Origin of the sequence: Streptomyces jumonjinensis, assembly GCF_009600885.1 — a bacterium.
GTDB lineage: Bacteria > Actinomycetota > Actinomycetes > Streptomycetales > Streptomycetaceae > Streptomyces > Streptomyces jumonjinensis.
Genome location: NZ_VCLA01000047.1, coordinates 31,885 through 41,864, shown reverse-complemented (window position 1 = coordinate 41,864; position 9,980 = coordinate 31,885). Strand labels below are relative to the sequence as shown.

Sequence of the window (9,980 nt, the reverse complement as noted above, 5' to 3'; positions counted from 1 at the left end):
CCCCCACTCCCGCGCCAGCGCGGCGACCACCCGCAGTCCCCGGCCCGACTCCGCCAGCGGCCCCGCGTCACAGAGCGTCGGCAGGGTGGGGTCCTCGTCCATCAGCTCGCACTGGAGGGACCCGGCCAGCACCAGCCGCAGTTCGGCACGGTGCCCGCGCGCATGGCGTACGGCATTGGCGACCACCTCGCCGACCAGCAGCTCCACCGTCTCCAGCAGCGGGGAGAGCCCCCAGGAGCGCAGCTGCCCGCGGACCAGTCGCCGTAACCTGGGGGCCTCCGCCGGCTCCAGCGTCAGCTCCCAGGACGCCACCGACTCCTCGGGAATGCCGTTGAACCGGGCCATCAGCAGTGCGAGATCGTCCTTCCGCCCGCCCTTGGCGCGCAGGGTGCGGATGATGGTGTCGCAGGCGTCGTCCATGGAGGCGGCGGGATGGGCCGCGGACTCGCAGAGCGCGGCCAGGCCCACGGCGATGTCCTCGCCCCGCACCTCCACCAGCCCGTCCGTGCACATGACCAGCCGGTCGCCGGGCGCCACCGGCACGGTGACGGACTCGAAGGGCACCCGGCCGACGCCGATAGGTGCCCCCGTCGGCAGTTCGAGCAGCTCGCCGCGGCCGTCGGCGGCGCGGACGATCACCGGCGGCACATGCCCCGCGTTCGCGATCACCAGCTCCTCGCGGATGGGGTCGTAGACGGCGTACAGACAGGTGGCGAGCGAGCTCTCGCCGAGCCGCTGGGCGAGTGCGTCCAGCTGGCTCAGCAGTCGCGCGGGCGGCAGATCGAGGGCGGCCATGGTCTGTACGGCCGTACGGAGCCGTCCCATCATCGCCGCCGAGTCGATGCCATGGCCCATCACATCGCCGACCACCAGCGCGGTGCGCGCGCCCGGCAGCTTGACGGTGTCGAACCAGTCGCCGCCGACCCGGCCGAGCAGGGTGGCGGGGAGATAGCGGGCGGCGATGTCGCAGCCGGCTCCCTTCGGCGCGGCCTGCGGCAGCATCGAGTCCTGGAGGGTCCCGGCGGCGTTCTCCTGGTAGGTGTACATCCGGGCGTTGTCGAGGACCAGACCGGCGCGGGCGGCCAGCTCCGCTCCGGTGCCCCGGTCCATGGCGGTGAAGTCGGCGCGGCCCGGGCGGCGCAGCAGGATCATGAACCCGAGGACCGCGTCGCGCGCCGTCAGCGGCACGGCCAGCAGGGAACGGCCGTTGATCAGCGGCCGGATGTCCCGCTTCTCGAACCGTGCGGCGATGGCGGCGGCCATGGGCTCGTCGATCCGGGGCACCAGCACCGGTTCGCCGGTGGTGACGCACTGGAAGAAGGGGGTGTGCTCGGGGAAGGGCAGGGACTCCCCGACCGGCACCGGATCGTCCCAGCGGCCCGGCTCGCCGGCCTGTTCGACGGCGACCCGGTGCCAGAGCGTGGTGGCGTCCGGCGGTCCGCCGAGGAATCCCTCGCCCGCGACGACCTGTTCCCGCAGATAGACGTCGGCGATGTCGGCGAAGCGCGGTACGACGGCGGTGCTGATCTCCTGGACGGTCCGGGCGAGATCGAGCGAGGAGCCGATGCGTCCGCTGACCTCGTTCAGGAACTCCAGGCGCTCGCGCACGGCCGCGTAGGGCGGGTCCGCCCCGGCTCCGGCGGCGGACCGGCCGGGCTCGGCGCACTGGGCCGCCGCCCCGTCGGGGATGACCGGGACCCGGTCGTGACGGCTGAATTCCAGGACCGGATAGCCGAGGTCGAGGAGCTGGGAGACGATCCGGGCCGAGTCCCGGACGCTCAGCCCGGGAAGGAGCTCCGGCAGTGCCCGCGCGAGCGCGTCCGCGCCGGGCACTTCGGTGTGCGGTGCGAATCCGGGCGCTATCCGGCGTCCCCGCTCGCCCTCGCCGCCCTCTCCGTCCTCGGCGAACCGGGCGGCGTCCGTGGCCAGGACGATCAGCCGCTCGTCCCCGGGTCCGGCCATGGGGTACGCCCACCACAGCGCGTCGACCCGGGCCCGCCCGGGGCCGGAGAGCCGGGCCCGGCCCGCGGTGGGGTAGAGCGTACGGCCGGTCAGCGGTCCGTCCAGTCCCGGACCGCCGTCGTACGCCGCGTACTCGCCGGCCGGGGCGAGCGCTCCGGAGACCGGGAGCAGATCGAGTGCGGGGCTGCCCACCGCGGACTCGCGGGTGGGCCCGAAGAGCTGTCGCGCGCCGGCCGACCAGTGGGAGACCAGGCCGCTCCGGTCCACGACGACCACGGCGAGCGGCATCCGGCCCACGGCGTACCGCTGTGGCTCGCTCGGCGGCGCACCACGGTCCATGGGTGGAAGGCTCCTTCCCCGCCGCCGGGATGCGCGGCCTCGCCACCCACGGTACGGGCCTGCGCACACCGCGCGCGGGGCAACGGCCGAAGAAGTCGTGCGCCCGCGCACTTCCGGTGCGGCTGTGCTCCGTTGTACGGGGCGGGAGAGGCGGGGCGGGCGCACCGAAGGGGCTTTCCCGTGGTCCGCCGCGCCGGATCACCGGCCGATACCACGGGAAAACCACCTGAAATGGTGATGAGCGGCGCGAAACGCTCCGGAGGTTACTCCTTGCCGGCCGCCCCGGCGGGCTTCTCGGCCTCGGCCGCGAGATTGGCGAGAATGGCGTCGTAGATACGGGCAAGCCCCTTGGGGGCGAAGGTCCGCTCGAAGAACCCGCCGATGCCGCCCGCGCCCTTCCAGACGGTGGTGACGACGGTCTTGGACCTGTTCTCACCGGCCGGGGTGACGGTCCAGGTGGTGACCATGGTGGAGTTGCGGTCCTTCTCGACGAGCTGGCCGTCGGTCGGCTCGGTGACCTCCAGCAGACAGTCACGGACCCGCTTGCTGGTCGCCTGGAGCTTCCAGTGGACGAGCGTGCCCTCGCCGTCGCCGCCCTCGCGGACCTCGTACTCGCTGAACTGGCCGGGCAGCAGAGACGCGCGCGTGTTCGCGTAGTCGGCCAGTGTGTCGATCACGGTCTCCGCGTCCGCCGCGATGATCCGTTCCGTCGTGGCCTCGACCTGCGCCATAGCTGTTCCTCCAGCACTCGGTTGTTCGGGGGTGCCGCTTGGGCCTGGCTTAGCCAACCACCTCGGGTGCGGGCGCCCAAATCCGGGGCTCCCGCCCTCCGCCCCAAAGCGATCATGGGAACAAATGTTCTATTCTCAGACCAGAGCAACCGAGGAGGCGACCATGCGCTGGGACCATCTGGCCGAGAACCCCGCGGCCGGCCCGAACGCCGCGCTGTTCGGTACATCCGCCGTGACCACCAGAACCTTCGACGCACCCGAGTTCAGCGGCATCACCTTCCACGAGGTGAGAGCGCGTTCGATTCTGAACCGGGTGCCGGGAGCCTCCCGTATGCCGTTCGAATGGACGGTCAACCCCTACCGCGGCTGCACACACGCCTGCGTCTACTGCTTCGCCCGCAAGTCCCACGGCTATCTGGACCTCGACACCGGACTCGGCTTCGACTCCCAGATCGTGGTGAAGATCAACGCGCCCGAGCTGCTCCGCCGCCAGCTCGCCGCGCGCGGCTGGCAGGGGGCGCATGTGGCGATGGGCACCAACGTCGACTGCTACCAGCGGGCGGAAGGCCGCTACCGGCTGATGCCCGGGATCATCGCGGCGCTGCGCGATCGCGCCAATCCGTTCTCGATCCTCACCAAGGGGACGCTGATCCTGCGCGATCTGGAGCTGCTGCGCCAGGCCGCGGAGGTGACGGAGGTCGGTGTCTGCGTCTCGGTGGGCTTCCTGGACCACGCTCTGTGGCGCGATGTGGAGCCGGGCACTCCGGCCCCCGGGCGGCGGCTCGACGTCGTCCGCACCCTGACCGGCCACGGCATCGGCTGCGGGGTGCTGATGGCTCCGGTGATCCCCTTCCTCGGCGACCACCCCGACCAGCTGCGCGCGACGGTACGGGCGATAGCCGCCGCGGGGGCGACCTCCGTGACCCCGCTGACGCTGCATCTGCGGCCGGGCGCGCGCGAATGGTTCATGGCCTGGCTCGGGGAGCGTCATCCGCATCTGGTGGCGCGCTACGAGCGGCTGTACGCGGCCGGTGCGTACGCGCCCACCTGGTATCAGCGCCGGATCACCCGCCAGGTGCACGAACTGGCGGCGGAGTTCGGCATCGGCCCGGCGGACCGCGGGCTGCCCCGGCGGCCCGGGACCCCGGAGCGGTCGGCGGACCCGGACCCTGGATCGGACCCCGGACAGACCCAGCTGACCCTGTTGTGAGCACCGGCCCGGCCGCCGCACCCGGATGGGCGATCATGATCGTATGAGCACAGAGATCACACGTGTACAGGCCCCCCGGGGCGTCGCCGCCAGCGCCCACTACAGCCATGTCGTCTGGGGCTCCGGCCGTTTCGTCGCGGTGTCCGGGCAGTGCGCCTTCGACGAGCGCCGCGAGGTGGTGGGCGTCGGCGACCCCGGGGCGCAGGCCCGGCAGGTGTTCGAGAATCTGCGCCGCTGTCTGGCCGAGGCGGGCGCGACCTTCGACGATGTGGTGAAGCTGACCTACTTCGTCACCGACATCAGCCACATGGAGCAGGTCAGGATCGCCCGCGACGAGGTACTCCACCCGGACCGGCTGCCCGCGAGCTCCGCCGTACAGGTCTCCGCGCTGATCCTGCCCGAACTGCTGGTCGAGATCGAGGCGTACGCGGTCCTCGGCGAGGACGCCCCATAACGGCGGCGGCTCCGGTGCGGGAGGGCCGCACCGGAGCACGGGCTCACCCGGCGGGGATCCAGCGGCCCGCGATGGTGTCGTACTCGTAGGCGGGGCGGTCCCGGACCCCGCTGGTGCGGAACGGGCGTCCGCCGTCGTCGATGCGCACGGTCCCCGAGCGGTCGCCGCTGCTCCAGTCCAGCTCCAGATACCAGTCGCAGTCGCACTCCGTCGTACGGCCGGTGACCAGCAGAACCTCCGGGTCCCGTACCGAGACCCGATAGGGCAGCGCGACGGCCGGGATCTCCACGCCCGCGTCGCTGCCCGCCACCGAGCGGACGGTGGGGCGGGGCCGGTCGAGGTCGACGTCGAACACCCGGGGGGTGATCGCGCCGCCGCAGCCGAGGCTCATCCGGTAGGCGTTCCGCTGGAGCGGCGCGCGTTTGGCTGCCACCCGGACCCGCAGCGCCTGGAGGACCACCGCCCGCTCGTCCCTGCCCTGCACGGTGAGCCTGACGACGGTGTCGCCGCCGTGGACCGCGCGGAGGGCGCCGGCCCAGGGCCGTGCGTCGGCCTCGGCGGGCGGCGGAGGGACGTCGCCGGGCGGGCGGTCGACGAGATAGGTGTGCTGGCAGGAGTGCTGCCAGCGGTGCTGATCGGCTGTCACGGTGAACGGAATGCCGCGGCCGGGGCGTTTCACCGGGGCGGGCGGCTCCGCCTCGGCGGACGCCTTCGCCGATGGGCCGCGCGCGCCCGGACGGCTCGCGCCGGCGGTCCCGCCCGCCCGCTTCGAGGGCTCGGCCGAGGAGCCGGATGCCCCAGATGATCCGGACGGGGACGCGGTGGGGGCGGAGACGGAAGCGGACGGGGAGCGGGCGGCGGGGCCGGGGCCGCCGCCACGGGTCAGCTGGGCCTCGGTCCCGTCACGGCCGGACCCGGTGAGCGCGATCCGGTCGAAGGCCACCAGGACCATCAGAGCGATGACCGTCGTCAACACCACGGCGGCGGCATAGGCGGTACGGCGGCGCGGACGGCGATCACGGACGGCGGCTCCGCCGGGGCGGCCGGGGCCTTCGCCCGGAACCTCGGCGCCGCCGGGGACAGGGCCCGGGTCAGGGTCGGCATCGGCATCGGCGCCGGAGCCGGGATCAGAGCCCGGACCGCCGGTCGCCCGGACCGGTCCCGGAGCGCCCCCGGTCTCCGGGACCCCGGCCCCGGACGGCACGAGCCCGTCCCCACCCCCGGCGCCGCTCGCCGTCTCCTGACGGCGGCGGCGCTCCGCGTCCGCGAGCACCCACAGCCGGTGCAGCGCGACCAGTTCCTCCCCCTGGCAGCCGCACACTCTCGCCAGCCGCTCGACCGGGGCGAACTCCATCGGCACCGTACGGCCCGAGCAGTACCGGTGCAGCGTGGACGCGCTGACCCCCACCCGGCGTGCCAGCGCGCCGAAGCTGCGCCCCGACTCCTCCCGTATCGCGTGCACTCTCCGCGCGAACGCCTCCGTGTCCGTCTCACGCGTGCTCAACCGCCCCAGCTCCCCCGGCCGTTCCAGGGCGGCATTCCACCCCCTCTGAATAACCCCACGTCAGCGGGGGTGGAATGGTTCCACCGTTCCAGCGGCGCCGGATCGCTTGTCCCAGCCGGGACCGGCTGGCCAGGCTGATGACCGTTCAGCCAAGCCCATCGGCGCCTCATCAGGGGGAAGCAACTCCATGAACGTGTTCCGCACCGCGGCCGTCACCGCCGCGACCGCCGTCCTGACCGTCGCATCGCTCTCGGCGGCCACCGCCGCTCCGGCCCCGGCCCCGGCCCCCGAGTTCCTCGCCGCGAAGGAGCTGCCCGCCTCGCAGACCCCGTGGACGGCGAGCAAGGTGAAGGAGGGCGTCGCCGACGACTTCTGCACCGGGAAGATCGCGCCGAAGTCGTCCAGCACGTACCGCACCTTCAGGACGGAGCTGGACACAGGGGCCCATCAGACGGTCACCGTCGCGGCGACCGGGGCCGAGGCGAAGGCGCTCGTCGGCAAGCTCCGCTCCTCGGTCGAGGACTGCCTCGGCAAGCTCAAGAAGGAGTACCCGGGCCTCAAGGGCACCTCCCGCTACCAGGGCAAGGTCTCCGTAGAGGAGGGCGCGTACGTCTACAGCATCGACACCGCCGACCCGAAGTCGGGCTCCGACGACATCCGGCTCTACTCGGTCGGCCGGGACGGGAAGACCGTGACGGTGATCGGCTGGGGCCGGCTCGGCGATCTCGACGGCACGCCGCTGAAGGGCTTCAAGAAGACCACGCGCACCGCCGTCGCCAAGCTCCGCTGACCGACGCGCCCGGCGCACCCGGCGCACCCGTCCGCCCGGCGACACTCCGGGCGGACGGGACTTCGACGACACGGCCTACGCCGCGCCCAGTCTCGCCAGCGCCGCCTCGGCGGCGGCCACCAGCCGGGGATGGGCGCGCGCCACCGTCAGCACGCCGTCCGCCCGTCCGTCGCCGAGCGCGCCCAGCCCTTCGACGCACGCCAGCGCCAGCCGCCAGTAGGGATCGCCCGGCGTCAGTCTGCGGTGCAGCACGGTGATCAGCGCCGGTACGGACTCGGGGGCGCGCAGCCGGATGAGCAGCCGGACCGGCACCAGGGCGTAGGCAACCCGCAGTTCATTGGTGGCGAGCGCGGCAGCGGCGCGCGCCGTGCGGGGATCGGCCAGTTCGAACAGGGCGTGGGCCGCCGAGACACAGCGCTCGGGGTCGCGGTGGTTGAGCAGCAGCACCAGGGACTCGAAGGCCCTGCGGTCTCCGGCGCGGCCGAGTCTGAAGGCCGCCATCTCCCGTGCCCACAGGGGGCGTTCCCGTTCGGTGAGTACGCTCGCCAGTTCTTCGTGGTCCCCTGTCACGAGCAGTCGCTCATACGCCGCCGACCCGCCCGACTCACCCCTCAGCCGCTGAGCCAGTGACCGTAACTCGTCGTCCATGCACTCAGCGTATCGACGGGCGGGCCGGTGGACACCCGGCGATCCAGATCACATCCGCTCACATCCGCACGGGTCTGGTGCGCTCGTTACTCGCGAGTTAATCTCATGTGAGCGGATTACCCCCGCACAGCTCCCGGTGGCCTGGTGACGCAGCCACCGCGAGTGCAGTCGGTTCGGCACAGCCGTGGTGCGCGCGTCGGTCGCGCACCGATCACGGCGCGGCTCCGGGACAGAGTCCGCCGCCCCCGTAACACGCCCCGCGACCGGCGTGCGCCCAGCGAGCTCCGGCGCGCGTTCCCGTTCACCGCCGCGCCCGGCGGCCGGGGTCCGCGTGTGTCCTCTTCTCAGCCGTCACTCACCCTGGAGTCCCCCGATGGACACCTCTCTGCACACCATCGCCGTCGTCGGCCTCGGCACCATGGGCACCGGTATCGCCGAGGTGCTCGCCCGCGCCGGACACGAGGTCGTCGGCGTCGACGTCAGCGCCGCCGCGGTCCGGCGGGCGGTCGCCGCGCTCGAAGCCTCCACGGCGCGCGCCGTGGAGCGCGGACGGATCACCGGGGAGGAGCGCCGCGCGACCCTCGCGCGGTTCCGCGCCTCCGGCGATCTCACGACCGCCGCCGGCGCCGACCTCGTGATCGAGGTGGTGTCCGAGTCGTACGAGGCCAAGCAGCGGGTCTTCCGTGAGCTGGACGCGATCGTCCGGCCCACCGCGATCCTGGCCACCGGCACCAACGCGCTGTCCGTGACCCGGCTGGCCGCCGAGTCCGCCCGTCCCGAGCGGGTGCTCGGGATGCACTTCTTCCATCCCGCTCCGGCGATGAAGCTGGTCGAGGTGGTCTCCTCGGTGCTCACCGCGCCCGCCGTCGTCGAGGCAGTCACCGCGCTCGCCCGGGAGCTCGGCAAGGAGCCCGTCGCGGTGGGCGACCGGCCCGGCTTCGTCGCGGACGGGCTGCTGTTCGGATATCTCAACCAGGCGGCGGCGATGTACGAGTCCCGGTACGCGTCCCGGGAGGACATCGACGCGGCGATGCGGCTGGGCTGCGGACTGCCGATGGGACCGCTCGCGCTGCTCGATCTGATCGGCGTCGACACGGCCCGTACCGTCCTCGAAGCGATGCACTCCGCGTCCCACGACCGGCTGCACGCCCCCTCCCCCATCCTGCGGCAGCTCAGCGACGCGGGGCTGACCGGGCGGAAGGCGGGGCGCGGCTTCTACACCTACGCGGCGGCCGACACCGCCGAGGTGGTTGCGGACTCCCTCACTCCGCAGCCGGTCGCGCCGCAGGGGATGGGCCGCCAGGTGCGTTCCGTGGGGATCGCGGGCTCCGGCACCATGGCGAGCGGCATCGCCGAGGTCTTCGCCAAGGCGGGTTACGAGGTGGTGCTCGCCGCCCGTTCGGCGCGGAAGGCGGAGGACGCCCGGTCCCGTATCGCCGCCTCGCTCGCGCGCTCCGTCGACAAGGGGCGGATCACCGCCGAGGCCGGGGCGAGGACCCTGGCGCGGATCGTCACGGCCGACGCGCTGGACGCCTTCGCCGAGGCGGATCTGGTACTGGAGGCCGTGGCGGAGGATCTGGAGGTCAAGCGGGAGCTGTTCGCCGCGCTGGACAAGGTCTGCCGGCCGGGCGCGGTGCTCGCCACCACCACCTCCTCGCTGCCGGTGGTCGCCTGCGCCCGCGCCACCGCGCGCCCGCAGGACGTGATCGGGCTGCACTTCTTCAACCCGGCTCCGGCGATGAAGCTGGTCGAGGTGGTGCGTACGGTGCTGACCTCGGACGATGTCCACGCCACCGGGCGCGCGGTGATCGCGACCCTCAAGAAGCATCCGGTGGACTGCACGGACCGGGCCGGTTTCGTCGTGAACGCGCTGCTCTTCCCGTATCTGAACAACGCCGTCAAGATGGTCGGCGAGCACTACGCCTCGCCGGATGACATCGACGCGGCGATGCGGCTGGGCGGCGGCTATCCGATGGGGCCGTTCGAGCTGCTCGACACCGTGGGGCTCGATGTCTCGCTGGCGATCGAGAAGGCGCTGCACCGCGAGTTCCGCGACCCGGGGCTGGCCCCCGCGCCGCTGCTGGAGCATCTGGTGGCGGCGGGCTGCCTCGGCCGTAAGACAGGGCGCGGCTTCCGCGAGTACGCCCGGCGCTGAGAGCGCCCCGTACCGACGCCCGGCGCTGAGCGCCCCGTACCGACGCCCGGCGGGTCCGGCGGTCCCGGATCCGCCGGGCGGCGGGGCACGGGCGGCCCCGGCGGCACGCGCCCCGCGGCTGCTGGATCCATGCGCTCCGCCGCCCCGGCCGACGGCCGCGGACGTGCCCGTTCCGCACCGTCGGCGG

The 9,980-nt window shown here is 73.2% G+C and carries 8 protein-coding genes; 4 read left to right on the top strand and 4 right to left on the bottom strand.

Going from position 1 to position 9,980, the window contains the following annotated elements:
- Both FF041_RS06175 and FF041_RS06170 read right to left on the bottom strand, forming a co-directional pair.
- Positions 1 to 2,301 (bottom strand): ATP-binding SpoIIE family protein phosphatase (locus FF041_RS06175; RefSeq protein WP_153521384.1); only part of this gene is annotated, 2,301 nt, incomplete at its 3' end.
- 263 nt (positions 2,302 to 2,564) lie between these two features.
- Complete coding sequence (locus FF041_RS06170; protein WP_153482518.1) at positions 2,565 to 3,032, bottom strand: SRPBCC family protein; 468 nt, start codon at positions 3,030 to 3,032, stop codon at positions 2,565 to 2,567.
- Positions 3,033 to 3,195: 163 nt separating this feature from the next.
- Between FF041_RS06170 and FF041_RS06165 the strand changes: the two genes are divergently transcribed.
- Both FF041_RS06165 and FF041_RS06160 read left to right on the top strand, forming a co-directional pair.
- Positions 3,196 to 4,242 (top strand): Rv2578c family radical SAM protein, encoded by a 1,047-nt coding sequence (locus FF041_RS06165; protein WP_153521383.1) that lies wholly within the window; start codon positions 3,196 to 3,198, stop codon positions 4,240 to 4,242.
- Between the two features lie 43 nt (positions 4,243 to 4,285).
- Positions 4,286 to 4,696 carry a RidA family protein gene (locus FF041_RS06160; protein WP_153521365.1) on the top strand — a complete coding sequence of 137 codons (411 nt, stop codon included), beginning with the start codon at positions 4,286 to 4,288 and terminating at the stop codon, positions 4,694 to 4,696.
- 43 nt (positions 4,697 to 4,739) lie between these two features.
- Here FF041_RS06160 and FF041_RS06155 read toward each other — a convergent pair whose 3' ends face one another.
- Positions 4,740 to 6,200: a helix-turn-helix transcriptional regulator gene (locus tag FF041_RS06155; RefSeq protein ID WP_153521364.1), complete on the bottom strand. Its 1,461-nt coding sequence runs from the start codon at positions 6,198 to 6,200 to the stop codon at positions 4,740 to 4,742.
- A gap of 187 nt (positions 6,201 to 6,387) precedes the next feature.
- On the opposite strand from FF041_RS06155, the gene FF041_RS06150 reads away from it, so the two are divergent.
- Positions 6,388 to 6,990, top strand: coding sequence for a hypothetical protein (locus FF041_RS06150; protein ID WP_153521363.1), 603 nt, complete (start codon positions 6,388 to 6,390; stop codon positions 6,988 to 6,990).
- A gap of 75 nt (positions 6,991 to 7,065) precedes the next feature.
- Here the strand turns inward: FF041_RS06150 and FF041_RS06145 are convergent, their stop codons facing one another.
- Positions 7,066 to 7,638, bottom strand: a complete 573-nt coding sequence (locus FF041_RS06145) for an adenylosuccinate lyase (RefSeq protein ID WP_153521362.1) — start codon at positions 7,636 to 7,638, stop codon at positions 7,066 to 7,068.
- A 373-nt stretch (positions 7,639 to 8,011) separates the two neighbouring features.
- Here FF041_RS06145 and FF041_RS06140 point away from each other — a divergent pair, with 373 nt between their 5' ends.
- Positions 8,012 to 9,793 carry a 3-hydroxyacyl-CoA dehydrogenase family protein gene (locus FF041_RS06140; RefSeq protein ID WP_153521361.1) on the top strand — a complete coding sequence of 594 codons (1,782 nt, stop codon included), beginning with the start codon at positions 8,012 to 8,014 and terminating at the stop codon, positions 9,791 to 9,793.
- The last annotated feature ends 187 nt before the right edge of the window (positions 9,794 to 9,980 follow it).